This is a genomic window from Lentzea sp. CA-135723 (assembly GCF_050936595.1).
GTDB lineage: Bacteria > Actinomycetota > Actinomycetes > Mycobacteriales > Pseudonocardiaceae > Lentzea.
Window position 1 is genome coordinate 7,271,529 of record NZ_JBNJMK010000001.1, and the last position, 25,295, is coordinate 7,296,823.

General features: G+C 69.2%; 25 protein-coding genes and 1 pseudogene. 19 read left to right on the plus strand and 7 right to left on the minus strand.

What is annotated here, in order from left to right; all coding sequences use genetic code 11:
* The first annotated feature begins 240 nt into the window (after nucleotides 1-240).
* Both ACQEU1_RS34110 and ACQEU1_RS34115 read left to right on the plus strand, forming a co-directional pair.
* Complete coding sequence (locus ACQEU1_RS34110) at nucleotides 241-3,618, plus strand: pyruvate carboxylase (protein WP_433210536.1); 3,378 nt, start codon at nucleotides 241-243, stop codon at nucleotides 3,616-3,618.
* 124 nt (nucleotides 3,619-3,742) lie between these two features.
* Nucleotides 3,743-4,813 (plus strand): MBL fold metallo-hydrolase, encoded by a 1,071-nt coding sequence (locus ACQEU1_RS34115; protein WP_433210538.1) that lies wholly within the window; start codon nucleotides 3,743-3,745, stop codon nucleotides 4,811-4,813.
* Between the two features lie 185 nt (nucleotides 4,814-4,998).
* Here the strand turns inward: ACQEU1_RS34115 and ACQEU1_RS34120 are convergent, their stop codons facing one another.
* A complete protein-coding gene (locus ACQEU1_RS34120; protein ID WP_433210540.1) occupies nucleotides 4,999-5,424 on the minus strand; it encodes a TFIIB-type zinc ribbon-containing protein in 426 nt (141 codons plus the stop codon).
* 31 nt (nucleotides 5,425-5,455) lie between these two features.
* Here ACQEU1_RS34120 and rsmD point away from each other — a divergent pair, with 31 nt between their 5' ends.
* Nucleotides 5,456-6,010 (plus strand): 16S rRNA (guanine(966)-N(2))-methyltransferase RsmD, encoded by a 555-nt coding sequence (gene rsmD / locus ACQEU1_RS34125; RefSeq protein WP_433210542.1) that lies wholly within the window; start codon nucleotides 5,456-5,458, stop codon nucleotides 6,008-6,010.
* A 53-nt stretch (nucleotides 6,011-6,063) separates the two neighbouring features.
* Nucleotides 6,064-6,546, plus strand: a complete 483-nt coding sequence (gene coaD / locus ACQEU1_RS34130; protein ID WP_433210544.1) for a pantetheine-phosphate adenylyltransferase — start codon at nucleotides 6,064-6,066, stop codon at nucleotides 6,544-6,546.
* Here the strand turns inward: coaD and ACQEU1_RS34135 are convergent.
* Nucleotides 6,543-6,983: an N-acetyltransferase family protein gene (locus ACQEU1_RS34135; RefSeq protein WP_433211948.1), complete on the minus strand. Its 441-nt coding sequence runs from the start codon at nucleotides 6,981-6,983 to the stop codon at nucleotides 6,543-6,545. The two genes, coaD and ACQEU1_RS34135, sit on opposite strands and share 4 nt — an antisense overlap.
* A 122-nt stretch (nucleotides 6,984-7,105) precedes the next feature.
* Between ACQEU1_RS34135 and ACQEU1_RS34140 the strand changes: the two genes are divergently transcribed.
* The 9 genes and pseudogenes from ACQEU1_RS34140 (at nucleotide 7,106) to ACQEU1_RS34180 (ending at nucleotide 12,848) form a co-directional block, all read left to right on the plus strand.
* The gene (locus ACQEU1_RS34140) at nucleotides 7,106-7,822 is read left to right on the plus strand and encodes a DivIVA domain-containing protein (protein WP_433210546.1); all 717 of its coding nucleotides are present in this window, start codon (nucleotides 7,106-7,108) and stop codon (nucleotides 7,820-7,822) included.
* Between the two features lie 137 nt (nucleotides 7,823-7,959).
* On the plus strand, nucleotides 7,960-8,541 hold the full coding sequence (locus ACQEU1_RS34145; RefSeq protein ID WP_382441156.1) for a YceD family protein: 582 nt from the start codon (nucleotides 7,960-7,962) through the stop codon (nucleotides 8,539-8,541).
* A gap of 2 nt (nucleotides 8,542-8,543) precedes the next feature.
* A complete protein-coding gene (rpmF, locus tag ACQEU1_RS34150) occupies nucleotides 8,544-8,726 on the plus strand; it encodes a 50S ribosomal protein L32 (protein WP_030467958.1) in 183 nt (60 codons plus the stop codon).
* Between the two features lie 16 nt (nucleotides 8,727-8,742).
* Nucleotides 8,743-9,546, plus strand: coding sequence for a ribonuclease III (gene rnc / locus ACQEU1_RS34155; RefSeq protein WP_433211951.1), 804 nt, complete (start codon nucleotides 8,743-8,745; stop codon nucleotides 9,544-9,546).
* 8 nt (nucleotides 9,547-9,554) lie between these two features.
* Nucleotides 9,555-9,755 (plus strand): hypothetical protein, encoded by a 201-nt coding sequence (locus ACQEU1_RS34160; protein WP_030467960.1) that lies wholly within the window; start codon nucleotides 9,555-9,557, stop codon nucleotides 9,753-9,755.
* Nucleotide 9,756: 1 nt separating this feature from the next.
* Nucleotides 9,757-10,611, plus strand: coding sequence for a bifunctional DNA-formamidopyrimidine glycosylase/DNA-(apurinic or apyrimidinic site) lyase (mutM, locus tag ACQEU1_RS34165; RefSeq protein ID WP_433210549.1), 855 nt, complete (start codon nucleotides 9,757-9,759; stop codon nucleotides 10,609-10,611).
* 208 nt (nucleotides 10,612-10,819) lie between these two features.
* Nucleotides 10,820-10,966, plus strand: a pseudogene (locus tag ACQEU1_RS34170) (helix-turn-helix domain-containing protein); the annotation flags it as partial.
* A 446-nt stretch (nucleotides 10,967-11,412) separates the two neighbouring features.
* Nucleotides 11,413-11,739 (plus strand): PadR family transcriptional regulator, encoded by a 327-nt coding sequence (locus ACQEU1_RS34175; protein WP_089917641.1) that lies wholly within the window; start codon nucleotides 11,413-11,415, stop codon nucleotides 11,737-11,739.
* A complete protein-coding gene (locus tag ACQEU1_RS34180) occupies nucleotides 11,736-12,848 on the plus strand; it encodes an HAAS signaling domain-containing protein (protein WP_433210551.1) in 1,113 nt (370 codons plus the stop codon). Before ACQEU1_RS34175 ends, ACQEU1_RS34180 begins: the two co-directional genes overlap by 4 nt.
* A gap of 34 nt (nucleotides 12,849-12,882) precedes the next feature.
* Here the strand turns inward: ACQEU1_RS34180 and ACQEU1_RS34185 are convergent, their stop codons facing one another.
* Complete coding sequence (locus ACQEU1_RS34185; protein ID WP_285645804.1) at nucleotides 12,883-13,323, minus strand: MarR family winged helix-turn-helix transcriptional regulator; 441 nt, start codon at nucleotides 13,321-13,323, stop codon at nucleotides 12,883-12,885.
* 330 nt (nucleotides 13,324-13,653) lie between these two features.
* On the opposite strand from ACQEU1_RS34185, the gene ACQEU1_RS34190 reads away from it, so the two are divergent.
* A complete protein-coding gene (locus ACQEU1_RS34190) occupies nucleotides 13,654-16,143 on the plus strand; it encodes a DUF4118 domain-containing protein (protein WP_433210554.1) in 2,490 nt (829 codons plus the stop codon).
* Complete coding sequence (locus ACQEU1_RS34195; RefSeq protein ID WP_433210556.1) at nucleotides 16,140-16,820, plus strand: response regulator; 681 nt, start codon at nucleotides 16,140-16,142, stop codon at nucleotides 16,818-16,820. The genes ACQEU1_RS34190 and ACQEU1_RS34195 overlap by 4 nt, the downstream gene beginning before the upstream one ends.
* Nucleotides 16,821-17,265: 445 nt before the next feature.
* Here ACQEU1_RS34195 and ACQEU1_RS34200 read toward each other — a convergent pair whose 3' ends face one another.
* The 3 genes from ACQEU1_RS34200 to ACQEU1_RS34210 form a co-directional block, all read right to left on the minus strand.
* Complete coding sequence (locus tag ACQEU1_RS34200; protein WP_433210558.1) at nucleotides 17,266-17,760, minus strand: hypothetical protein; 495 nt, start codon at nucleotides 17,758-17,760, stop codon at nucleotides 17,266-17,268.
* A gap of 128 nt (nucleotides 17,761-17,888) precedes the next feature.
* Nucleotides 17,889-18,359: a hypothetical protein gene (locus tag ACQEU1_RS34205; protein WP_433210560.1), complete on the minus strand. Its 471-nt coding sequence runs from the start codon at nucleotides 18,357-18,359 to the stop codon at nucleotides 17,889-17,891.
* 22 nt (nucleotides 18,360-18,381) lie between these two features.
* Entirely contained in the window at nucleotides 18,382-19,104 is a 723-nt protein-coding gene (locus tag ACQEU1_RS34210) for a CAP domain-containing protein (protein ID WP_433210562.1), read from the minus strand.
* Between the two features lie 81 nt (nucleotides 19,105-19,185).
* Between ACQEU1_RS34210 and ACQEU1_RS34215 the strand changes: the two genes are divergently transcribed.
* Genes ACQEU1_RS34215 through smc form a run of 4 tightly spaced genes read left to right on the plus strand, consistent with a single transcriptional unit; the run spans nucleotide 19,186 to nucleotide 24,326 of the window.
* Complete coding sequence (locus ACQEU1_RS34215; RefSeq protein WP_433210564.1) at nucleotides 19,186-19,458, plus strand: acylphosphatase; 273 nt, start codon at nucleotides 19,186-19,188, stop codon at nucleotides 19,456-19,458.
* Nucleotides 19,459-19,491: 33 nt separating this feature from the next.
* Nucleotides 19,492-19,998 carry a sigma-70 family RNA polymerase sigma factor gene (locus ACQEU1_RS34220; RefSeq protein WP_433210566.1) on the plus strand — a complete coding sequence of 169 codons (507 nt, stop codon included), beginning with the start codon at nucleotides 19,492-19,494 and terminating at the stop codon, nucleotides 19,996-19,998.
* Nucleotides 19,995-20,627, plus strand: a complete 633-nt coding sequence (locus ACQEU1_RS34225) for an anti-sigma factor family protein (protein WP_433210568.1) — start codon at nucleotides 19,995-19,997, stop codon at nucleotides 20,625-20,627. The genes ACQEU1_RS34220 and ACQEU1_RS34225 overlap by 4 nt, the downstream gene beginning before the upstream one ends.
* Nucleotides 20,628-20,687: 60 nt before the next feature.
* Nucleotides 20,688-24,326, plus strand: coding sequence for a chromosome segregation protein SMC (gene smc, locus ACQEU1_RS34230; RefSeq protein WP_433210570.1), 3,639 nt, complete (start codon nucleotides 20,688-20,690; stop codon nucleotides 24,324-24,326).
* A 233-nt stretch (nucleotides 24,327-24,559) separates the two neighbouring features.
* On the opposite strand, the gene ACQEU1_RS34235 is transcribed toward smc, so the two are convergent.
* Complete coding sequence (locus tag ACQEU1_RS34235) at nucleotides 24,560-25,273, minus strand: lysophospholipid acyltransferase family protein (protein ID WP_433210572.1); 714 nt, start codon at nucleotides 25,271-25,273, stop codon at nucleotides 24,560-24,562.
* Nucleotides 25,274-25,295: the final 22 nt, after the last annotated feature.

Below are 25,295 nucleotides of genomic sequence, written 5' to 3' on the forward strand. Positions count from 1 at the left end.
GCCATATGGCTCACCCTACCGAGATAGTCGCGAAGATCGTCACTCGATCTGGTTAAACCCACTACCGGCCGCAGTCTGACCGGGTGGTGGGTTCCCACTTTCCTCCCATCACGCGAGAATCAGGGCCAGCAAGACCGATCAGGATGACACCCATCACGTGAGACAGTCCTCCCAACAGGCAAGAGTCGCACGGTAACGTGCCACGACTGATGACTGCCGAGTAACACCGGGAGGGCACGGATGTTCCGCAAGGTTCTTGTCGCCAACCGCGGCGAGATCGCGATTCGCGCGTTCCGAGCCGCCTACGAACTGGGCGCTGGAACGGTCGCCGTCTTCCCGCACGAGGACCGAAACTCGCTGCACCGCCTGAAGGCGGACGAGTCGTACGAGATCGGCGAGCCGGGACATCCCGTCCGCGCCTACCTCTCCGTCGACGAGATCATCAAGGCCGCCCGCAAGGCCGGTGCCGACGCGATCTACCCCGGTTACGGATTCCTGTCTGAGAACCCGGAGCTCGCGATGGCCTGCCGTGAGGCCGGTCTCACGTTCATCGGCCCCGTGGCCGAGGTCCTCGAGCTGACGGGCAACAAGGCGCGCGCCATCGCGGCCGCCCGCGAGGCCGGGCTGCCGGTCCTGGAGTCGAGCGAGCCGTCGTCCGACGTCGAGGCGCTGCTCGCGGCGTCGGAGAGCATGCGCTTCCCGGTCTTCGTGAAGGCCGTCGCGGGCGGCGGTGGCCGCGGTATGCGCAAGGTGGACGAACCGGGCGCGCTGCGCGAGGCGCTGGAGGCGGCGTCGCGCGAGGCCGAGTCGGCGTTCGGCGACCCGACCGTGTTCCTCGAGCAGGCCGTGGTCGAGCCGCGCCACATCGAGGTGCAGATCCTCGCCGACGGCCAGGGCAACGTGATCCACCTCTTCGAGCGCGACTGCTCCGTGCAGCGGCGCCACCAGAAGGTCATCGAGATCGCGCCCGCGCCGAACCTCGACCCCGAGCTGCGCGACCGCATCTGCGCCGACGCCGTGAAGTTCGCGCGGCACATCGGCTACCGCAACGCGGGCACGGTCGAGTTCCTGCTGGACCCGCAGGGCCACTACGTCTTCATCGAGATGAACCCGCGCATCCAGGTCGAGCACACCGTTACGGAAGAGGTAACGGACGTCGACCTGGTGCAGTCCCAGATGCGCATCGCGTCCGGGGAGACGCTGGAGGACCTGGGCCTGTCCCAGGACACCGTCCAGCTGCGCGGCGCCGCGCTGCAGTGCCGCATCACCACCGAGGACCCGGCCAACGGCTTCCGCCCGGACACCGGCACGATCAGCGCCTACCGCTCGCCCGGTGGCTCCGGCATCCGCCTCGACGGCGGTACGGCCGGCGCGGGCATGGCGATCAGCCCGCACTTCGACTCGATGCTCGTGAAGCTCACGTGCCGTGGCCGCACCTTCTCTCTCGCGGTCGCCCGAGCGCGCCGTGCGATCGCGGAGTTCCGCATCCGCGGTGTGTCCACGAACATCCCGTTCATCCAGGCCGTGCTGGACGACCCCGACTTCTACGAGGGCCGCGTCACCACGTCGTTCATCGAGAAGCGCCCGCACCTGCTGACGGCGCGCCACTCGGCGGACCGCGGCACGCGCCTGCTGACCTACCTCGCGGACGTCACGGTCAACCACCCCAACGGCACCCGCCCGACCGCGGTCGACCCGCGGGAGAAGCTGCCGGTCATCGACCTCAACGCCGAACCGGCCGCCGGGTCGAAGCAGAAGCTGGTCGAGCTCGGGCCAGAGGGCTTCGCGCGGTGGATGCGGGAGAACAAGGCCGTAGGCGTCACCGACACGACGTTCCGCGACGCCCACCAGTCGTTGCTCGCCACCCGAGTGCGCACCAAGGACCTGCTCGCCGTCGCGCCGCACGTCGCGCGCATGACGCCCGAGCTGCTGTCCCTGGAGTGCTGGGGCGGCGCGACCTACGACGTGGCGCTGCGGTTCCTCGCGGAGGACCCGTGGGAGCGGCTCGCGGCGTTGCGCGAGGCCGTGCCGAACATCAACCTGCAGATGCTGCTGCGCGGCCGCAACACGGTCGGCTACACGCCGTACCCCGAGGCGGTCACCAAGGCGTTCGTGCAGGAGGCGACGGCCACCGGCATCGACATCTTCCGGATCTTCGACGCGCTGAACGACGTCGAGCAGATGCGCCCGGCGATCGAAGCCGTGCGCGAGACCGGAACGGCCGTCGCCGAGGTCGCGCTCTGCTACACCAGCGATCTGTCCAATCCGGACGAACGTCTGTACACACTGGACTACTACCTCAAGCTGGCGGAGCAGATCGTCGGCGCGGGCGCGCACGTGCTGTGCGTCAAGGACATGGCGGGGCTCCTGCGGGCGCCGGCCGCGTCGCGCCTGATCACCGCGCTGCGCAAGGAGTTCGACCTCCCGGTCCACCTGCACACGCACGACACGGCCGGTGGCCAGCTCGCGACGTACCTCGCGGCGGTCCAGGCGGGCGTGGACGCGATCGACGGCGCGACCGCGTCGATGGCGGGCACGACGTCGCAGCCGCCGCTGTCGTCGATCGTGGCGCTGCTCGACCACACCGACCACTCGACCGGCCTCGACCTGCAGAACGTCTGCGACCTGGAGCCGTACTGGGAGTCGGTGCGCAAGATCTACGCGCCGTTCGAGTCCGGCATCCCCGGTCCGACCGGCCGCGTCTACCACCACGAGATCCCCGGTGGTCAGCTCTCGAACCTGCGCACCCAGGCCGTCGCCCTGGGCCTGGGCGAGAAGTTCGAGGAGATCGAGTCGATGTACGCGGCCGCCGACCGCATGCTCGGCCACCTCGTGAAGGTGACACCGTCGTCCAAGGTCGTCGGTGACCTCGCGCTGCACCTCGTGGGCGCCGGTGTCGCGCCGAAGGAGTTCGAGGAGAACCCCGGCAAGTTCGACATCCCGGCTTCGGTGATCGGCTTCCTGCACGGTGAGCTGGGCGACCCGCCCGGCGGCTGGCCGGAGCCGTTCCGCAGCAAGGCGCTCGAGGGCAGGCCGGCCCCGAAGCCGGTCGAGGAGCTGTCCGCCGAGGACGAGGCGGGTCTCGCCGACGCGCGCAGGGCGACGTTGAACAGGCTGCTGTTCCCGGCGCCCACCAAGGAGTTCACCACGCACCGCGAGGCGTACGGCGACACGTCGGTGTTGCGCTCCAAGGACTTCTTCTACGGCCTGCGTCCCGGCGAGGAGTACTCCGTCGACCTGGAGCCGGGCGTCCGGCTGCTGATCGGCCTGGAGGCGATCTCCGAGGCGGACGAGCGCGGCATCCGCACGGTCATGGCGACCCTGAACGGCCAGCTGCGCCCGATCCAGGTCCGCGACCGCTCGGTGGCCGTCGACGTGGCGGCCGCGGAGAAGGCCGACCGCGCCAACCCGAACCACGTCGCGGCCCCGTTCGCTGGCGTGGTGACGGCCGCGGTGGCCGAGGGTGACCGCGTCGACGCCGGTCAGACCGTCGCGACGATCGAGGCGATGAAGATGGAGGCCGCGATCACCGCCCCGAAGGCGGGCGTCGTGCAGCGCCTGGCGTTGCGGGGAGCCCAGCAGGTGGAGGGTGGAGACCTCCTGATCGTGCTGGAGTGAGTTCGTGGTTACGTGGGGCCCGGTCTCGTCCTGAGGCCGGGCCCTTCGTGCTGCGAGGGGTGCGGAACTCCACGACGATTCCGTGCGTTGCACCGGCACGGGGTCAGGGAGAGGGAAGCGGATCATGAAGAAGGTGTTGGGCCTGCTCGGCCTTGCGGGGGCGGCGTGGGCGTTTCGAGACGTGCCGCGGCAGCTGGGCGGCAAGCCGGACCCGGTCCACATGTCGCGGTCGCCGCGCTACCGGGACGGGAAGTTCCACAACGACAAGGAAGTCCGCACGGTCCCTGACCGCGAGTCCTTCTCGTTGCGCGACTTCCTGGTGGGAGGCGAGGACCGCAAGCCGTCCGTCGCCGTACCCCTCGTCGCACCTTCGGCTCTGGCGGCCGACGGCCTGCACATCACCTGGTACGGCCACGCGTCCGCGCTGATCACGATGGACGGCGCGTCCGTGCTGATCGATCCGGTGTGGAGCGACCGCGTCTCGCCGTCCGCGCACCTGGGCCCCAAGCGCCTGCACCCGGTGCCGCACCAACTGTCCGATTTGCCTGATGTGAGTGCCGTGGTGATCTCGCACGACCACTACGACCACCTCGACATGGACACCGTGCAGGCTTTGTGCGCCGGCACCTCCGCCGTCTTCGTGGTGCCGCTCGGCCTGGGCGCGCACCTAGCCCGCTGGGACGTGCCCCGCGACCGCGTCGTCGAGCTCGACTGGGACGAGTCGTTCGAGGTGAATGGCTTCACGCTCACCTGCACCGCGGCACAACACTTCTCGGGCCGCTCGGTCCAGCGCAACGTGACCCTGTGGGCCTCCTGGGTGATCAAGCGGGGCACCCGCTCGGTCTTCTACAGCGGCGACACCGGCTACTTCCCGGGCTACTCGGCGATCGGCGCCGCGCACGGCCCGTTCGACGCGGTCCTGATGCAGGTCGGTGCGTACGGCGACGCGTGGCCGGACATCCACATGACGCCGGAGGAGGGCGTGCAGGCGTTCGAGGACCTGGGCGGCGGCCTGCTGATCCCGGTGCATTGGGCGACGTTCAACCTGGCGCTGCACCCGTGGGGCGAGCCGATCGACCGCGTGTGGCGCGAGGTCAAGGCACGCGGCCTGCGCATGGCGGTGCCGCGGCCGGGCGAGCGCGTGGACGTCCAGGCGCCCAACGAGGTTGACGGGTGGTGGCAGGCTCTCGCCTGACGGACTTCGTCGGGGGACACGCGCACAGCTGTGGTCACTGGCGGTGGCACGGGTATAGGCCGTGCCACCGCACTCGCTCTCGTGGACCAGGGCCTGGTCGTCGACACGGAGTTCTTAGGCGACTCGATGACGCCGGAACGGCTCGCCACGCGCACGAGCCGTTGCCGGTCACGGCGGAGCCACGGTCAGTGGCGCGCCCCACCCGGAACCGCGGAGCGCAGTCGGTGGAGCCCCCGCAGCACCTCATCGCGGTGCTTCGCCGCTTTCAGCCACGCCGGCAGCTTCGCGAGCACCGTCATCCTCCGCACTGACGACGGCAGCGGGTCCTCGCGCAGCGCAGCCCCCACATAAGACTGCAGCAGGTCGAGGTGCACGCCGTTCAACGCCCACAGAGTGCGCCCGGCACACGACGTGGTCAGCCAGAGGTCAGGCACGACGGCGGCGGCGTCCCAGCACCACACACGCCGATAAGGCCGGGCGTGCGCACACGCCGCACACACGAGACGGTCACCAACCACGACCGCACACGCGCCACAAGAGGGGCAGCCGACCAGCACCGGCGAAGCGGTGAGTGCGCACAGGCACGCGCCCGAGTCGCGGTGGCGGGTCATGGGCACAGGATGCACCTGGGACGATGACCACGTGACACGAATTGTTGCCGGGTCCGCGGGAGGTCGCAGGCTCAAGGTCCCGCCCAAGGGCACGCGCCCGACGTCCGAGCGGGTCCGCGAGGCGCTCTTCAGCTCCCTCGAGTCCCTGCTCGACCTCGACGGCGCGAACGTGCTCGACCTCTACGCCGGGTCGGGGGCGCTGGGGTTCGAGGCGTTGAGCAGGGGCGCGGCGCACGCCACGTTCGTCGAGGCCGACAAGAGGGCCGCTGACGTGCTCAAAGGCAACGCCCAAGAGCTCGGGTTCAAGAACACGACGATCGCCAACCGGACGGCGGAGGCCTACGTCACGGCCGAGGGCGACGCGTTCGACGTCGTCTTCGCCGACCCGCCGTACGCGACGACGGACGACGAGCTCGCCAAGGTGCTGAAGGGAATCGTGCCGCGGCTCTCGAAGGACGCCGTCCTGATCGTGGAACGTGCTTCGCGAAGTGCCGAACCAGTTTGGCCGGATTCAGTGGAATCCTTGCGTGCCAAGCGTTATGGGGACACGGCCGTGTACTGGGGTCAGGTGCGTTCTGATGGGTGACGAGAACCACGGACACGCCTGGCGGCGTCCGATCGGGTGCTAACGTCCGATCCATGACACGTGCCGTGTACCCCGGCTCCTACGACCCGGTAACCAACGGTCACCTGGACATCATCGGGAGAGCCGCGCACCTGTTCGACGAGGTCGTCGTCGCTGTGCTCATCAACAAGAACAAGCGCACCCTGTTCGACGTCGAGGAGCGGCAGGAGATGCTGCGCGACGTCACGAAGCAATGGGACAACGTGCGCGTGGACTCGTGGCACGGCCTGTTGGTCGACTACTGCCGTGAGAACAACATCAAGGCCATCGTGAAGGGCCTGCGCGCCGTCAGCGACTACGACTACGAGCTGCAGATGGCGCAGATGAACCACCAGCTCACCGGCGTCGACACGTTGTTCATGCAGGCCAGCCCGCAGTACTCCTACCTGGCGTCCTCGCTGGTCAAGGAGGTCGCGACGTACGGCGGCGACGTGTCCACGCTGCTGCCGGCCTCCATCGAGCAGCGGCTCAGGCTGCGCCTCGAGGAGACCCGCTAGAGCGCCAGCTTCATCCCCACGTGCGACGCGGTGAACCCGAGCCGCTCGTAGAACCGGTGCGCGTCCACCCGGGACGCGTCCGTCGTCAGCTGCACCAGAGCACAGCCGCGTGCGCGCGCCTCGTCGATCGCCCACCTGACCAACCGCTCGCCGAGGCCGCCGCCGCGCTGGTCGGAACGCACCCGCACGGCCTCCACGGTCGCGCGCGTCGACCCCAGCCGCGACAGGCCCGCGGTGAACGTCAGCTGCAACGTGCCCACGACCTCGCCGTCGCGGTCCGCCACCACCAGCAGCTGGTGCGGGTCGGCGTCGATCACCTCGAACGCCTTCAGGTACGCAGGGTCGCCCGGCGTCTCGCGCGCGGCGCCCAGCGGGTCGTCCGCCAGCATCGCCACGATCGGGTGGACATCGGCCTCGACGGCTCGCCTGATTGTGATCTTCACGGTTCCCCCCGGTGGATGTGGGGAAATCCTGACACGCCCTGCCGACGTCCCGGTCCGGGGGAGATCGGCAGGGCACACTTGCGGGTGGGAGTTTCAGGGGACCAGGGGAGTGAGACGTGTACCGGGTGTTCGAGGCACTCGACGAGCTCGTCACGATCGTCGAGGAAGCGCGCGGGGTTCCGATGACGTCGGGCTGCGTCGTGCCGCGCGGCGACGTGCTCGAACTGCTCGACGACGTGCGTGACGCGATCCCCGCGGAGCTCGACGACGCGCAGGACGTGCTGGACCACAAGGAAGAGCTCGTCGGCAAGGCCAAGCACGAGGCCGAGTCCGGCGTGTCCAAGGCGCGCGCCGACGCGGACCGCATGCTCGCCGAGGCGCAGGCCGAGGCGGAGGCGATGCTGTCCGACGCGCGCGCCCGTGCCGAGCGCATGATCGCCGAGGCGGAGGACCAGGCCGAACGGACCGTGGCCGCCGGCCGTCAGGAGTACGACGACCTGGTGGGCCGCTCGCACGCCGAGGCCGAGCGGATGGTCCAGGCGGGCCGCGCCAACTACGAGCGCGCCACCGAGGACGGCCGCGCCGAGCAGGCGAGGCTCGTCAACGAGCAGGAGGTCGTGCGCGCGGCGCACGCCGAGGCGGCACGCCTGCTCGACGTCGCCCAGAGCGAGTCGATCCGGCTGCGGTCGGAGTGCGACGCGTACGTCGACGGCAAGCTCGCGGACTTCGAGGACCTCCTCGCGCACACGCTGCGGTCGGTCGGCAAGGGCCGTTCGCACCTGCGCGGTCCCGCCGTCGCGGGCGCCTCGGCGCCGTTCGACTACGGTTCCTGACGAACCAGCACCCCTGAACGTGTGATTCGCGCTACGTCGGACAGGTGCGATCACCTGCCGATTTCACGCGCGGGGTGCTCGTCCCGTACCCTGGAACGGCTGGACGTGGTAGGTCCCCGCCGGCAACCAATCTGATCATGACTGAGCATCGTCACGCGTCCACGCGTCCCACAGCATCCGGTCCCTGGGTCATCGACACCAGGGACATCGGCCGTCGCGCCGGGTCCAGCCGACCCTTCGTGAAGTCGGTCCCCGCCGAAGGCGTGGGGTTGCTCGGGGTGATCGCGGTGCCCGAGAACGGGGAGGTCGAACTCGACCTCCTGATCGAATCGGTCGTCGAGGGTGTGCTGGTTTCAGGGACCGCGTCCGCCAAGGTCGCAGGTGAGTGCTCGAGGTGTCTCGAACCGCTCACCGATGAGGTTGAAGTCCGGATCACGGAGCTCTACGCGTGGCCGGACAGCACCACGGACGAGACCACTGATGAAGACGAGGTCAGCCGGATCGAGAACGATCTGATCGACCTCGAACCTGTGGTGCGGGACGCCATCGTCCTCGCGTTGCCGCAGGCACCGCTTTGCGAGCCGGACTGCAAGGGGCTTTGCTCCGAGTGTGGTGGCAGGTGGGCGGAGCTCGGGCCCGACCACGGGCATGAGACGATTGACCCTCGGTGGGCCGCGTTGCAAGAGCGGTTCAGCGATGACAACAACGAGGAGAAGTAGTCGTGGCCGTCCCGAAGCGGAAAATGTCGCGTTCGAACACCCGTGCGCGCCGTTCCCAGTGGAAGACGTCTGCCGTGCACCTGGTGGCGTGCTCCAACAAGGCTTGCCGCCAGCCGAAGCCGCAGCACGTCGCCTGCCCGGCCTGTGGTCAGTACGCTGGCCGCCAGGTCGCTCAGCCGGCCTGATCTCCTCGGCGACGTAGTGGGGGGAAAGCCGCCGCGCGCACCGCAAGCGGACCGCGCGGACTTGCTCGAAGCGCTCGGCGTCCACCTGGACGCCGAGCTGCTCGTGCTGTCGCTCACCCACCGGTCTTACGCGTACGAGAACGGCGGCTTGCCGCCGAACGAGCGTCTCGAGTTCCTGGGAGACGCGGTGCTGGGGCTGGTCGTCACCGACCACCTCTACCGCACCCATCCCGACCTTCCTGAAGGTCAGCTCGCGAAGCTCCGCGCCAGCGTGGTCAACATGCACGCGCTGGCCGGCGTCGCGCGCAACCTCGGTGAGGGCGGGCTGGGGGCACACCTGTTGCTCGGTCGCGGCGAAGAGCTGACCGGCGGCAGGGACAAGGCGAGCATCCTCGCCGACGGTCTCGAGGCCGTCATCGGTGCGGTGTACCTGCAGTTCGGTATCGATACCGCACGAACGTTCGTTCACCGGCTGTTCGATCCGCTCTTGGCCAAAGCTCCGCTTTTGGGTGCTGGACTGGACTGGAAGACAAGCCTGCAGGAGCTCACCGCTCAAGCCAGCCTCGGCGTCCCGGAGTACCGCGTGGACGACCAGGGGCCGGACCACCGAAAAGAGTTCACCGCAACGGTGCTCGTCGGTGGCCAGCCTTACGGCAAGGGTGATGGGCGCACCAAGAAGGAAGCCGAGCAGAAAGCCGCCGAAGCGGCTTATCATGTTCTGTCGGAACGGGTCAAGGCCGAGCAGGAGACGGCTGCGACCAAGAACGGTCAGAACGGCGCCTCGGTGACGCCAGGGACCCTCCCATCCGAGGAAGACTGAGACACGCAATGTATGCGACCAGGAACCGCACCAACCGCCGCACCCGCACCGTCCGCGGGCCGGTGAACACCTCCCGCAGCGGAGGCATCCAGGGACTTGTGCTGGTCAGGGACACGAGCCGCGCGGGCGTGTGGGTGCTCAAGCCCACCAAGCCGCAGGCCGCCGTGATCGAGGCGCAGCCCGTCGACGAGGGCAAGTCCGAAGCCTGACGTGCCCGAACTCCCAGAGGTCGAGGTAGTACGCCTCGGCCTCGAAGCCCACGTCGCCGGCCGGGTCATCTCCTCGGTAGAGGTGCTGCACCCACGTGCCATCCGTCGGCACGACCTGGGCTCCCAGGACTTCGTCGCGCGCTTGGCCTCGCAACCGATGGTGGCAGCCAAGCGCCGCGGCAAGTACCTCTGGGTGGAACTGGCCGACAAAGCCGCCATGCTCGCCCATCTCGGCATGAGCGGCCAAATGCTGGTCCAACCCTCGTCGGCCCCCGACGAGAAGCATCTGCGCGTCCGCTTCCGGTTCGCCGACGGCGGCCCAGAACTCCGTTTCGTCGACCAACGCACCTTCGGCGGCCTGGCGCTGGCCGAACTGGTGGAGGTCGACGGCACCCTCGTCCCCGACTCGGTCGCGCACATCGCCCGAGATCCGATGGACCCTCTCTTCTCCCGTGATGCTGCCGTGCGCGCGTTGCGCCTGCGTCACACCGAGATCAAGCGTGCGTTGTTGGACCAGACCCTGGTCTCCGGCATCGGCAACATCTACGCCGACGAGGCCCTCTGGCGCGCCAAGCTCCACGGCACCCGCATGACCGACAAGCTCACCAAGGCCAAGGCCGCGGAGCTGCTGGACCACGCCACCGACGTGATGCAGGAAGCGCTGGGGCAGGGCGGCACGTCGTTCGACGCGCTGTACGTCAACATCAACGGCCAGTCCGGCTACTTCGACCGCTCGCTGAACGCCTACGGCCAGGAGAACCGGCCGTGCAAGCGCTGCGGGGCGTCGATGATCCGAGAGCCGTTCATGAACCGTTCCTCGTACTCCTGCCCGCGCTGCCAGCCGCGCCCGAGGTAGAGCAGGCTCGCGCAGGGGTCCCCTTGGGGTCAGTGGGTCGTCGCAACGCTCCTGGTTGGAGGGTTGTGTGGGTGTTCCGCGGTTGCCTCGCGATGTCCGGGTTCGGTTTTGGGCGGGGATCGGCGCTGGTCTGGGTGTGACTGCGGCGGCGAGGGCGGCGGGTGTGTCGTGGCCGACCGGTCAGCAGTGGTTCGCCGAAGCTGGCGGGGTGCGCAGTCTCGGGCCAAAGCCGTTGTCAGGCCGATATCTGTCGTTCGCGGAACGGGAAGAGATCGCGCTGGGCCGGGCCGAGGGCCTGTCAATGCGGGAGATCGGCCGCAGGCTGGGCCGGCCTGTGTCGACGATCAGCCAGGAACTACAACGCAACTCCCCGTCCTGGCGCGGTGCCCGATATCGCGCCGGCATGGCCCAGGCCAAGACCGCGACACGGACGGCACGCCGACGTCACCCTCGCCACCGACCTGCGGATCTACTCCTGCGACCCACACAGTCCCTGGCAACGCGGCAGCAACGAAAACACCAACGGAAGGCTGGCTGTCGCGCGAGCGGAACCCCGCCAAACGAGACCCTCGGCGGCGCCGAAAGCAACGCATCCCAGGCCGGAAACGTCCCCTATCCATGGCCGTGACGTGCCAAAACTCACCCTCGCAACCTCACAAGGCCCAACGCATTAGACAGTACTGCGCGATGCGTAGTAGTGTTCACGGCGCAACAGTGCCTGCTCCTGGGAGATGGAGCGCGTTTGGCGGTCGAAGTCGGCGATGTCCATTCCCGACCACCAAGCCGAGGGTCGGAGGGGCCATGGACACCAGTCAGCTGCTCAAAGGGGTGCTGGACCTGGCCGTTCTTGCGGTTCTGCGCAAGGACGACGGGTACGGGTACGACGTGGTGCGCAGACTGCGCGCCGGGGGACTGAACGAAGTGGGCGACGCGTCGGTGTACGGCACGCTGCGGCGGCTCTACAACGCGGGGATGCTGACCTCGTACGTGGTGCCGAGTGAAGAGGGGCCGCACCGCAAGTACTACAGCATCAACGAGACCGGTCGGGCGCGCCTGGCTGAGTCGAGGGAGACGTGGAGGTCGTTCGCCAGCACGTTGGACGGCCTGCTCGAGGAGGTCGCAGCATGAACACGCAAGCGCTCGGGGTCGAGCACTACCTGGCTGGGATGCGCGCCGCCCTCGACGATCTGCCGCCTCACGAGGTCGCCGAGATCATGGAGGACGTCGAGGCGCACGTCGCGGAGCTGTCGACCGAGCTGGGCGACGGCGAGACGCTGGAGCAGCGGCTCGGCTCGCCCGAGCAGTACGCACAGGAGCTCCGGCAGGCCGCCGGGTACCCGAGTCGGACGGAACGGCTGCCGGTCACGACCAAGAACAACTGGCTGACCAGGCCGCGGGCTGCGGCGTGGGGGCTGGTCGCGGCGACCGGGATCACGCTGCTCGCGGGTGCGGCGGCGCTCAGGGAGCCGGCGGTGCTCCTGCTGCCCGGGGTGATCCTGGTGCTCAGCCTCCTGCTGGTGCACGACCGGGGGCCGTTGCAGCAGGAGATCATGAACCTGCCGGAGACGCACCGGCTCAAGAAGTGGCTCACGCCGGAAGAGGGCACGCCTGCGGAACGGGCGCTCACCTACCTGCGGTCGTTGCAGCCCGCGTGGTGGCTGGCTCGGGCCGGGCTGCTCGGGCTCGGCGCCGTGCTGCTCGCCGGGCGCGACATCCTCGGGTTCCTCGCGGTCGCCGCGATCGCCGTGGTGTCGGTGTTCGCGGGGCCGCGCGCCAAGGTCGACCGGCGGTGGTTGTGGGTCAGCCTGCCGGCCTCGGCGCTGGCGGTGGGGTTGCTGTTCCAGGTCATCGACGTGACGGCGAACCAGCTGGCGTACAACACGTCGCGGTCGTCGTACACGCCGCCGGTCATGGAGTCGTACGAGAACATCTACGCGTACGACGAGAACGGCAAGTTGCTCACGAACGTGCTGCTGTACGACCAGGACGGCAGGCCCATCAACGCGCCGCAGTCCTACGACAGCTGCCGCAACACCAACGGTCCGGAGCCGGTGATTCCCGCTAACCGCTATCCGCGGCCGAAGATCGACTACGAAAACGGTGTTTGTTACACCGTGGCACCGGGCGTATCCGCTCCGTCATCAACGGAGAGCACAACGCCGTCCACTTCGTCGTCCACTTCTGGAAGCGCAACTCCGAGCTCGGTGCCACCTACTTCCGTGTCACCAAGCAAGTAAATCCTGGAGCGGGACCCATCGGGGGGTCCCGCTCCTACTTGTTCTCCTGCGGTTCGGCCAGGTGGCGCAAAACCGGCATGGCCGAGCGCAGGTGTTCTCTGTCTTCTGGCGAAAGTTCGGACATTCTTTCACTCAATAGTTCGGCTTCGCCGTGAGCGAGCGACAGGATCGTCTCGCGGCCCACTTCGGTGAGCACGACGATGGTGGCTCTGCCGTCGGCCGCATCCGGCTCGCGACGGACGAGTCCGGTCGACTCCAGGCTGGTCACGACGGTTGTGGCGGTCGGCTGCGAACACAGCGCGCGCACCGCGATCTCGCCGATCCGCATCGGGCCGTGGGCGCTCAGTTCTGACAGCACCAATAACTGGGTGGGTTGCAAACGACGGGCCGGAGCGGCCTGTCGAAGACTTCGCACCAGCCGGTGCACGGCCACCACGAGTTGAAGTGCCTCGTGGTTGGTGACGGTGGTGGGCATCGTTTCTCCGCGCGCATGTGATTGTCCGAATTCGGACACGAACCCTGGCACTTTCCCTCATTCACGCTCCGCGCGCTATCCGCCAACTGCCGATAACCCATTCGGCCGTTGTGGTGACGCGGGGTGTCACGGCGCGCGTCCGACACACTTAAATGTGCTGGTAAACGGCGTAAAAAGCGCAGCGAAGCTCACTCGAACGGGCGCCGGGCTGAAGCATGATTCAACGAGACAGATCTGCTGTCAGAACTGTGGGAAGGCGCACTTGTTTAGCCGTGTGGCGCAGCGCATACCCCCGAACGGCGCACGCGGCGCCGGGGGCAGACTGGTCCGGTGAGTCCGAAACCCAGACGTGGCGAGCTCCGCATCCACCTCGGAGCCGCTCCCGGCGTCGGCAAGACGTTCGCCATGCTCGGCGAGGCGCACCGCAGGCGGGAACGCGGCACCGACGTCGTCATCGGATTTGTGGAGACCCACGGCCGGGCGAAGACCGCTGACCTGGTCGAAGGGCTGGAAATCGTCGAGCGCCGGCAGTCGTCGCACCGCGGCGTCGAGCTCACCGAGATGGACGTGGACGCCGTGCTGGCCCGCGCGCCGCAGGTCGCCGTGGTCGACGAGCTCGCACACACGAACGCGCCGGGTTCCCGTAATGCAAAGAGGTGGCAGGACGTCGAGGAACTCCTCGAAGCCGGGATTGATGTGCTGTCGACAGTCAACATTCAGCACCTGGAATCTCTCAACGACGTCGTTCAGCGCATAACGGGCGTGCCGCAGAAGGAAACGGTGCCGGACGAGGTCGTGCGCAAGGCGAACCAAATCCAGCTCGTCGACCTGACACCGGAAGCGTTGCGCCGCAGGCTCGCGCACGGTGACGTCTACGCCGCGCACAAGATCGACGCCGCGCTCGGCAACTACTTCCGTCTCGGAAACCTCACCGCGCTGCGCGAGCTGGCTTTGTTGTGGGTCGCCGACCAGGTCGACGAGGGTTTGCTGCGCTACCGGACCGAACAGCGGATCACCGACACATGGGAGACGCGCGAACGTGTCGTCGTCGCCATCACCGGTGGTGCGGAAAGCGAGACGCTCATCCGGCGCGCGCGTCGCATCGCCACGCGCGCGGGTGGCGACCTTCTGGTCGTGCACGTCCTACGCGGCGATGGCCTCGCAGGGGCCGATCCGCACTCACTGCAGAAGTACCGCAGGCTCGCTGACGACGTCGGTGCCACGTTCCACACCGTTGTGGGTGATGACGTGCCTACGGCGCTGCTGGAGTTCTCACGGGGCGTCAATGCCACACAGCTCGTGGTCGGCACCTCGCGCCGTTCACGGTTCGCGCGTGTGTTCTCCGCGGGGATCGGCTCCACGGTCGTGCAGGAGTCGGGGGCGATCGACGTCCACATGGTCACGCACCCCGCGACGACCAGCGGGTGGCGTGCGCGGTTCACGGGCAGTCCGCTCGAGCCGAGCAGGCTCGCCTGGGGCTGGTTCCTCGCGGTGGCCGGTCCGGCGCTGGTCACGGCGGCCGGGGTGTCGCTGCGCAGCGGCCTGAACTTCTCCACGAACGTCATCGGCTACCTGCTGGTGACGCTGGTCGTGGCCATCGTCGGCGGCCTCGGGCCCGCGATCGCCGCCGCGTTGATCAACGCGTTGCTGCTGAACTTCTTCTTCACCGAGCCCGTCTACACGTTCACGATCAACGCTCAGCAGAACGTGCTGACGTTCTTCGCGATGATCATCGTGGGCGTCAGCACGGCGTTGGTGGTGGACCGCGCTGCCCGCCGTGCGACCCAGGCCGCGCGCGCTCGCACCGAGGCCACGCTCCTCGCGTCGTACGCGCACACCGTGCTGACGAACCCGCAACCGCTCGCACGGCTGTTGGAGAAGGTGAAGGAGAACTTTGGCCTTACGTCCGTGGCACTCCTTGAGCGCGTGGACGGCGCTTGGGAACGCGTTGCGTGCGTCGGCATCGGTCCGTGCGTCGAACCCGACGACGCGGACGTCGACATCGCCGTGAACGACGACGTGCACCTCGCTTTGCGCGGTCGTTCGCTGCCCGCGTCCGACCGCCGGGTGCTGGAGGCGGCGGCTGGGCAGGCGTTGCTCGCGTTGCGGCAGCAGCGGATGGCCGAGCAGACCCTCGAAGCCCAGCGCCAGGCATCGCGCACCGAACTGCGCACGGCGTTGCTGTCGGCCGTGGGCCACGACCTCCGCACGCCGCTGACCTCGATCAAGGCGTCCGTGGGCTCGTTGCGCGACGAGGACCTGACGCTGTCGGCGGAGGACACCGCCGAACTGCTGGAGGCCGTCGAGGAGTCGGCGGACCGGCTGACCGGCCTGGTCGACAACCTGCTCGACTCGTCACGCCTCGCCACCGGTGCTGTCGAACCGCAGTTCCGCGCGGTCGGCTACTACGAGGCCGTCGCGCGCGCCCTGAGCGGCCTGACCGGAGACATCGAGGTGGACGTCCCGGAGTCGCTCCCGCAGGTCCGCGCCGACGTGGGTCTGCTCGAACGGGTGATCGCGAACGTCGTCGGCAACGCACTGCGTTACGCGGGTGCCGTGGCGTTGCGCGCGTCGGCCCACGGCACCGAGGTGGAACTGCGCGTCGTCGACCACGGCCGCGGCCTGCCCGCCGGCACCGCGGACGAGGTGTTCGCCCCCTTCCAACGTCTCGGCGACCGCACGCCGGGTGGCGTTGGTCTCGGTCTGAGCGTGGCGAAGGGCTTCACCGAGGCGATGGGAGGCACGATCACCATGGAGGACACACCCGGCGGCGGTCTCACCGTGGTGCTCGCCCTCCCCGCAGAGGAGAGGATCGCGTGACAAAAGTACTGGTGGTCGACGACGAGCCGCAGATCTTGCGCGCTCTGCGGATCAACCTCTCCGCCCGCGGCTACGAGGTGCTCACGGCCTACGACGGCGCCACGGCCCTGCGGCTGGCCGCCGACGGCAAACCGGACGTGGTGGTACTCGACCTGGGTCTGCCCGACATGGACGGCACCGACGTCATCGCGGGCCTGCGGGGCTGGACGACGCTGCCGATCATCGTCCTGTCCGCCCGCACCGACTCGACCGACAAGGTCGACGCCCTCGACGCCGGCGCCGACGACTACGTGACGAAACCATTCGGCATGGATGAGTTGCTCGCGAGGCTGCGCGCGGCCGTCCGCCGCTCGGCCGTCACCGGCCCCGAAGACGAACCGGTCGTGCAGACCGCGTCGTTCACCGTCGACCTGGCCGCCAAGCGGGTCCTGAAGGACGGCGCCGAGGTGCACCTCACGCCCACGGAGTGGGGCCTGCTGGAGGTGCTCGCGCGCAACGCGGGCAAGCTCGTCGCGCAGAAGCAGCTGCTGCGCGAGGTGTGGGGGCCCGCGTACGACAAGGAGACGCACTACCTGCGGGTGTACCTGGCGCAGCTGCGGCGCAAGCTGGAGCCGGAGCCCGCACGGCCGAGGCATCTGCTGACCGAGCCCGGCATGGGCTACCGGTTCGAGCTGTGAGCGACGCCGAACTGCCTGGCGAGGGGTGAGACGTGAGCGAGGCGCTGGCGACGCTGGTCGAGGCGACCGGCCCGAGGACCTCACGACCGACGCCGGCCGGTGGCAGCTCCAAGAGGCCCTCGCTCGACTCCCTGACGTGCCCTCGCGCCGGCGCGAGCCGGATGTCGTGCTGAGCCTGTCCGTGCCGCTGCGTGTGCGCGAACGGGTCGATGCACACACGGCGGCTGGCGAGTGACGGCTGGCGAGTCCGGCCGCAGCAGCGAGCAGGTGCCGCAGACGGGCGGGTCGGTCGCGGCCGAGCTGTCCACAGATCGCCGAGCGGTGGGTTGACGGGCTGTTTTCGCAGCTAGTGTGGCCTTGTTGGCGGTGGCCCCCCTGGGTGGGCGGGGCCTGAGCTCGGCGCGATTTCGAGATTCGCGGGGCGGCTGCTGCCTCTGCGCGGCCGCTAGGGCTTCGGGTCCGGCGGGGGCGTGCTCGACGTCGAGGACGTCGGCGGCTCCGTTGCCGAAGGCGAGGTCGAGGGCGTGGAGGACGGCGTCTCGGTGTGGGACGGCGGCGTGCTCGACGGCTTCGTCTCGGTGGGCCGGGTTGGCTGCTCGGTCTGGCGCGGCTGGTCCGGCGTGCCCTGCTTCGGCTGGTCCTGCTGCGGGGGTGCCGCCTGCTTGTGGTCCTGCGTGGCCGGCTTCTTCGGGGCCCCTGAGGACACCGTGACGACCACGGTGCTGGTGGTGCCGTCGGGGGCGACGCTCGTGATGGTCTGCACGACGTCTGCGGACGTGCGTTCCGGGGCTGCCTCGCGGCCCGATGCGGCCAGCATGGAGGCCACGGTGGCGAACAGGGTTGCTACTACTACGCCGCCCGCTGCCAGCATCACGGCCGTGCCCTTGCGCTTCTTGCGCGGGGTCGGTTCTGGTGACTGCGGATGATCTTCCTCGAACACACCCATCTCCTCGTGGGAAACCCGGTCGGATGGTCTTGCGTTCGAGTTATCGGCGGAAACGAACCAAAGCCTCAGCAGAGCCACACCTTCGTGTAGCTCTGCGTCACAAGGCGGTGACTGGCGTAACCCTACGGCGCCGTCGTCGTTGTGGTCGTGCTCGACGCGGTGGTGGTGGTCGTCGTCTCGGCCGTGGTGGTGGTCGTGGTGACCTTCGACGTCGTGGTGGTCGTGGTGATCACCGGCGGCGGTTCCTCGGTCGTGACCGTGGTGGTGGTGCCGTCAGGACGCGTGATGGTCGTGACGCGCGTCTTCTTCGTGGTGGTCGTCGTGGCGGACGGCGTCGTCGTCTCGACGGCCGACGTCTGCTCGACGGACGACGAGACCGACGGGGTGGACGTCGGCACGATGCTCAGGGCATCGCGGCCGATCTCCTTGCGCGGCTGGGTCGCCGGCGCCTCCGACGCGTTGTCGGAGCTCGCCGCGAAGGAGGCGACTGCGGCGAAGACGGTCGCCAGCACCACGCCTGAGGCGGCGAGGACGACCTGCGGCGCTCCTCGGCGCAAGCGCGAGCGCGAGTCCGGTTCCGGGCTCTCGTACACGAAGTTTCCCCTGCTCGAACGGTCAGCGGCCGAAGTTCTGGGTCCAGTAGTTGCCGCGGGTGTCCAGCCCCACGCCCATCGTGGTGAAGCTGCAGTTCTCGATGTTCTCCCGGTGACCGGTGGACTTCATCCACCCGTCGACCACGGCGGCGGCGTCCCGGTAGCCCATCGCGATGTTCTCGCCGCCCGGCTTCGGGTAGCCGGCCTCGCGCATGCGGACGTCGAACGTCCTGCCGTCCTGCGAGGTGTGCGAGAAGTACTTCTTGTTCGCCATGTCCGTGCTGTGGGCCTGCGCGGCGGTCGTGATGCGGTCATCGATCACGAGGGCCTTGCATCCTGCTGCGGCACGGGCGTCGTTCACGAGCGCGAGCACGGCCTGTTCGGGCGTCTGGCCCGTGGGGGGCTTCGGCGTCTCGACGGGCGGCTTCGGCGCCTCGGGTGGCGTCGTCGTGGTGGTGGGCGCCTCGGAGGAGGAGGGCGCGGAGGAAGGCGTCGACGGAGTCGTGGTGGTGGGAGCGGAGGACGACTCGGACGTGACGGGGCCGCCGGTGTTGTTGTTCTCGGACGGCTGTCTGTTGGGTGCTGCCGCGTTGCCGGTGCCGAACTGGTTCGCCGCGTCCTCGGCGGTCTCCTGCTGGGCGGCGTTGGTGAAGCTGATGCCGAGAGGAGAGGTACCGGTGACGGCGAGGCCGCCGATACCGGTTGCACCGATCAGCAGGCCGAGTAAGAGGCTGCGGGCACTCACGGGTCGGGACCGTACCACTAATGGGTGACAACCCCAGAGTGCGTCGTCGGTCACCTGGCGTGACTACGCAACCATTCGGGGGTGGACGTGCGACTGAACGCGTGGGTGCGTGGACGGGTGCAGGGTGTTGGTTTCCGCTGGTGGACGCGGGCCAGGGCGTTGGAGCTGGGCCTGGTCGGAAGTGCTTCGAACAGGCCTGACGGACGGGTCGAGGTCGTTGCCGAGGGTCCGCGGGAGAAGTGTGAACAACTCCTGAATGCTCTCCGATCGGGTGAGACCCCGGGCAGCGTCGAATCTGTCGGTGAGCAGTGGTCGGACGCCAGGGGCGACCTGACCGGGTTCATCGAGCGCTGAACCGTTTTCAGGGCGACGGCGTAGTAGGAGATCGTGGACTCCTCAGAAGACGTCCTCATCCAGCTGTACGAGCGCTGGAGGGGCCCGCTGCTGCACTACGTGTTGCGGCTGGTCGACGGCGACTACCAGCAGGCAGAGGACGTCGTGCAGGAGACATTGCTCCGCGCGTGGCGCAACTACGAGGATCTGAAACCGGACGACGCGGCACCGTGGCTCTACACGGTCGCGAAGAACCTGGTGATCTCCGGGTACCGCCGCCGCAACGCACGCGCGACCGAGGTGCCGCTCGAACCGGTGGATCTCCCGCCGGTCAGCGACCAGGTCGAACACGTGCTGCAGACGTGGCAGATCGCGTCGGCGCTGAGGGCGCTCACGCCTGAGCACCGGACGGTCGTCATCGAGCTGTACTACCGCCGCCGCACCGTCGCGGAGGCCGCCAGGACGCTCGGCATCCCGCCGGGCACGGTCAAGTCGCGCTGCTTCTACGCGCTGCGGGCGCTGCGCGACGCACTGGAGGAGAGAGGGGTGACCGAGGCGTGAGCTGCCAGCACACCGTCGACGTCGGCGCCTACCTCTTCGGCTCGCTCGACCTCGAGGAACGGGCCGCGTTCGAACGCCACCTCGGCGACTGCGACTGCTGCCAGGCCGAGATGCTGCGGCTGGCCCCGCTGCCGGGCCTGCTCGGCCGCCTGAGCCTGGAGGACGTCGAGAACCTCGACGAGATCCCCGCCTGCCCGCCGAAGCCGAAGCGGGACAACCGCGTGCTGGTCGCGTGCGCGGCCGTGCTGGTGCTGTTCGCGCTGGCCGGAGGCAGTTTCTTCCTCGACTGGACGGCGGAGCCCGTCGCGGCGCCACCGTCGGCGTCTCCACCGCCGCCACCGCCGAGGTGGAGCGCGCAGGACGCGGCGACCGGGGTGGACGGCGAGGCCGAGATGGTCTCGAAGTCGTGGGGCACCGAGATGTGGTTCAAGCTCGGCGACGTCAAACCGGGCGCGCGCTGCAAGGTCATCGTGTTCGACCGGCAGGGGCAGCGGGAGATCGGCGGCTGGTGGGGCTCTGACCACGCCCCTGACGAGCGGATTCCTGGCTCGACGTCGTTCCGCGTAGACCAGATCGACCGGCTGGAGGTCTCCGACGAGAGCGGGCTGTTGGTCACTCTCCGTCCCTAGAAACGCAGGTCACCAGGCGGGTCCCGCACCACCCGCAAGCGTTTGGGTACTCTGCCCGGCGTGCATCTCAAGAGCCTGACGCTGAAGGGCTTCAAGTCCTTCGCCTCGGCTACCACGCTGCGCTTCGAGCCCGGCATCACCTGTGTGGTCGGCCCCAACGGGTCCGGCAAGTCCAACGTGCTCGACGCGCTGCGCTGGGTGATGGGCACGCAGGGTGCGAAGGACCTGCGCGGCGGCAAGATGGAGGACGTCATCTTCGCCGGCACGTCCGGCCGCGCGCCGCTCGGCCGCGCCGAGGTGACGCTGACGATCGACAACGCCGACGGCATGCTGCCGATCGAGTACACCGAGGTGTCGATCACCCGCCGCATGTTCCGCGAGGGCGCCACCGAGTACGAGATCAACGGCAACTCGTGCCGCCTGATGGACATCCAGGAACTGCTGTCCGACTCCGGCATCGGCCGCGAGATGCACGTGATCGTCGGTCAGGGCCAGCTCGCCGCCATCCTGGAGTCCAAACCGGAGGAACGGCGCGCGTTCATCGAAGAGGCCGCCGGCGTCCTGAAGCACCGCAAGCGCAAGGAAAAGGCGCTGCGCAAGCTCGAGGCGATGCAGGCGAACCTGACGCGTCTCACCGACCTCACCGCCGAGCTGCGCCGCCAGCTCAAGCCCCTCGGCAAGCAGGCCGAGATCGCCCGCCGCGCGCAGGTCGTGCAGTCCGAGCTGCGGGACAGCAAACTCCGCCTGCTCGCCGACGACCTGGTGACGCAACGGGAAGCCATCGCGCAGGAGGAGCACGACGAGGCGAAGGCCCGCGTGCGCCGCGCCGAGGTCGAGAAGTCGTTGCAGGCCGCGCAGTACCAGCAGAACGAGCTGGAGGAACGGGTCGCCGCCGACTCGCCGAAGCTCCAGGCGGCGCAGGACACCTGGTACCGGCTGTCCGCCCTGGAGGAACGCCTCCGCGGCACGGTCCGGCTCGCCGCCGAACGCGCCCGGCACCTCTCCGACGTGGTGGACGCTCCCAGCAGGGGTCGCGACCCCGACGACCTCGACCGCGAGGCCGAGGAGACCGCCGAGATGGAGCTGGAGCTCCAGGAAGGCGTGACCGAGGCCCGCATCGCTCTGGCCGAGGCCGTGGAGACGCGGGCCGAGCTGGAGCGCATGGTCTCGCAGGCGGAGAAGGCGCACATCGCCGCCGTCCGCGCGATCGCCGACCGCCGCGAGGGCCTCGCCAGGCTCTCCGGTCAGGTGGAAGCGTTGCGCAGCAAGACGAACGCGACCGCCGAGGAGATCGAACGCCTCTCCGGCACGCTCGCGGAGGCCTCCGAACGCGTCGAGTTCGCGTCGATCGAACTGGCCGAGGCGCAGGCCGTCACCGGCTACGAGGACGAGGGCGACAACGACCTCGACGAACGCCACCGGCACGCCGTGCAGTCCAACGACGCCGCACGCCAGCGCGTCGAGGAGCTCGTGAAGGCCGAACGCACCGCAGAGCGCGACATCGCGTCGTGGCGCGCCCGCGTCGACGCTCTCTCGTTGGGCCTCACGCGCAAGGACGGTGCGGGCGCGCTGCTCGCGTCGGACGTGCCGGGCCTGCTGGGTTCCGTCGCCGCGTTGCTGACCGTCGAACCGGGCTTCGAGGTGGCGCTGGCCGCCGCCCTCGGCCCGATCGCCGACGCTGTCGCGGTGTCGTCCGGCGACGGCGCGCTCGCCGCCCTGAAGCTGTTGAAGGACAAGGACGCCGGACGCGCGGGCGTGCTGATCGGCTCTTACGGGTCCACTGTGGACACGAGTCAGTGGGGCCACCTGCCGTACGGCGCGCGCTGGGCCATCGACGTCGTGCACGCCCCAGACGCGTTGCGCCCGGCACTGGCCCGCGCTCTCGATCGCCTTGCGGTCGTGGACGATCTGGACTCCGCCGCCCGGTTCCACGGCAGGGCCGTGACCAAGGACGGCGACCTCTTCGGCACGGACTGGGCCATCGGCGGCTCCGGTGCCCAGGGCCAGAGCGTCATCGAGGTGCAGGCCGCCGTCGACGAAGCGCAGGAACAGCTCGCCACCGCCGAACGGGCGCTGGAGCACGCTTCGGCCGCCCTCGAAGGCGCCCGCGCCGAGCAGCAGGCCCGCCGCAAGGTCCTCGACGCGGTCAAGGAGGCCATGCAGGAGGCCAAGGTCCGCCAGGCGCGGTCCGGCGAGCGCCTCAACCGCATGGTCGCCGCCGTCCGGTCGGCCGAGGCCGAGGTCAGCCGCATCAGCGACCAGCGCGCCAAGGTCGAGCAGTCCCGCGAGGACGCCCTGATGAAGCTGGGCGAGCTCGAAGAGCGGCTGTTGATGGCCGAAGAAGAGCAGACGATGGACGACGAGCCGGACACCGAGCAGCGCGACGAGCTGGCCGCGGAGCTGGCTCAGGCGCGCCAGGGCGAGATGGACGCACGTCTGGTGCAGCGCACGGCAGAAGAGCGCGCACGGGCCGTACAGGGCAAAGCAGAGGGCCTGCGCCGTGCCGCACGCGCTGAGCGTGAGGCTCGTGAGCGGCACGCGCGCGCGACGGCCCACCGTGCGCGCGGCGCCGTCGTCGCGAAGGCCGTCGTGCACGGCGGCGAACAGGCGTTGGAACGCATCGAGATCTCGCTGTCCCGTGCGGCCCGTGAACGTGACCTCGCCCAGGAACGCCGCACGCAGCACGAGCTCCTGCTGACCCAGGTGCGCAACGTCGTCCGCGAGATGTCCGGCGAGCTGGAGAAGCTCGTCGACGCCGTGCACCGCGACGAGGTCCTGCGCGCCGAGCAGCGCATGCGCATCGAGCAGCTGGAGACCAAGATCGCCGAGGACTTCGGCATCGGTCTCGAGGACCTGACCAACGAGTACGGCCCGGACGTCATGGTGCCCGCCTCCGCCGCGGAGATGGCCGAGTACCAGGCGGCCAAGGAACGCGGCGAGCAGGTCTCCGAGCCGCAGCCGATGCCGTACGACCGCGACACCCAGTCCCGCCGCGCCAAGCGCGCCGAACGCGACCTCTCGTTGCTGGGCAAGGTGAACCCGCTCGCGCTGGAGGAGTTCGCGGCGCTGGAGGAGCGCTACAAGTTCCTCTCCACGCAGCTCGAGGACATCAAGGACACCCGCCGCGACCTGCTCACCGTCGTGAAGGAGGTCGACGACAAGATCCTCGAGGTCTTCACGCTGGCCTACGAGGACGTGGCGCGCGAGTTCGAGATCGTCTTCAAGGTCCTGTTCCCCGGCGGCGACGGACGGCTCGTGCTGACCGAGCCCGACGACATGCTGACCACCGGCATCGAGCTGGAGGCCCGCCCGCCCGGCAAGAAGGTCAAGCGCCTGTCGCTGCTCTCCGGTGGCGAGAAGTCGCTGGCCGCCGTGGCGATGTTGGTCGCGATCTTCCGCGCCCGCCCCTCACCGTTCTACGTCATGGACGAGGTCGAGGCGGCGCTGGACGACACGAACCTGCACCGGCTGATCGGCCTGTTCCAGCAGCTGCGGGACCGCTCGCAGCTGCTGATCATCACGCACCAGAAGCCGACCATGGAGATCGCGGACGCGCTGTACGGCGTCTCGATGCGCGGTGACGGCATCTCGCAGGTGATCTCGCAGCGGCTGCGGACGTCGGACGAACCCGCCCGTGCGGCGAAGCCAGAGCCCGCGGACGTGGCGGCAGTGCCGGAACCGGCGGGCGAACAGAGCTGAGCGAGGGCGGCCGGAGCGGTGCCTGGGGGGCTTGAACCAGCGCCGGCCGCGGCCTCTGCTCAGGCTGCGTCAGCGCGGTGCCCCGCCTCCGCGAGGAGGCAGGTCCCCCATGCCACCGTGCGGACGCAACCCGGCGCACTGAAGTGGTGAGGTCCCCCAGTTCAACTTCACCCGTTCCAGGTGCGCACGGTCACCCTGCCGCACCGGGCTTGTGAAAACCTTGTAGCGCCTGGTCAGGCGCCGCGGGCGTCCAGCGCGGCCGCCTCCGCGGGCGTGGGCGCGGTGCCACCGAGGTGCGCGGGAGCCCACCAGGCGCCGGGCTCGGTCGGGTAGTCGCGCTGCGCGGTGTCGAGGAGGTCCTGCATCCGCTTGCGCAGCAGGTCGTCGCCGGAGTCACCGGGGGAGGCCTCGAACGGCTCTCCGATGAGGATCGTGACGGGGACGTGCCGCTGGGTCAGGTCCTTGGGACGGCCCTTGGTCCACAGCCGCTGGGTGCCCCACAGCGCGACGGGGATGAGCGGGACGCCGGCCTCGTGCGCCAGGCGGTTCGCGCCGGACTTGATGTCCTTGACCGTGAACGAGCGGCTGATCGTGGCCTCGGGGAAGATCCCGACGACCTCGCCGGTGCGGAGCGCGGACAGGGCCTGCTGGTAGGAGGCCTGACCCGCGCTCCGGTCGACGGGGATGTGGTGCATGCCGCGCATGAGCGGGCCTGCGATCTTGTTGGCGAAGATCTCGTGCTTCGCCATGAACCGCGTGAGGCGCCCCGAGGGACGCGCGCCGTAGCCCGCGAAGATGAAGTCGAGGTAGCTGACGTGGTTCGACGCCAGCACGGCTCCACCCGTGCGCGGGACGTGGTGCGCCCCCTCCACGGTGATCCGCAGGTCGAGCACCTTGAACATGAGCTTCGCTGCGGCGATCACCGGGGGATATACGCGATCCGACATGCTTCCGAACGGTAGCCTAGAA